Annotated in this window: 1 protein-coding gene; it reads right to left on the reverse strand. The window is 46.8% G+C overall.

Annotated elements, in window-relative coordinates:
* A partial coding sequence (locus AC1M84_RS14285) for a GA-like domain-containing protein (RefSeq protein WP_481595238.1) occupies positions 1-372 on the reverse strand: 372 nt, incomplete at both ends.

The raw sequence follows: 372 nt of genomic DNA on the forward strand, positions 1-372 counted from the left end.
CTTCTTTAGCAGCAAGTGCATCATCACGTGCTTGAGTCAGTGCAGTAAGTTCTGTTGGGGTGATGAGGCCATTGGCATTTGCATCGATCAGCGCTTGTTCTGCCGCTGCATATGCTGCTTCTGCTGCCTCTACTGCTGCTTCAGCCGCTGCTAGAGCTTCACCAATATCATCAACAACACCATCTTCATCTTCGTCATTTACTGTTGGTAAAGTGATATCAACCAGATCATTTAAACGACCTTGTAGCGCATCTTTTTCTGCTTGTACTGCCTCAGGTAATGCTGTCACTTTTGTTTGTGCTTCTGTTTTCGCAGCAAGTGCATCATCACGTGCTTGAGTCAGTGCAGTAAGTTCTGTTGGGGTGATGAGGC

Source organism: Acinetobacter sp. 24-47-66, from assembly GCF_056779755.1.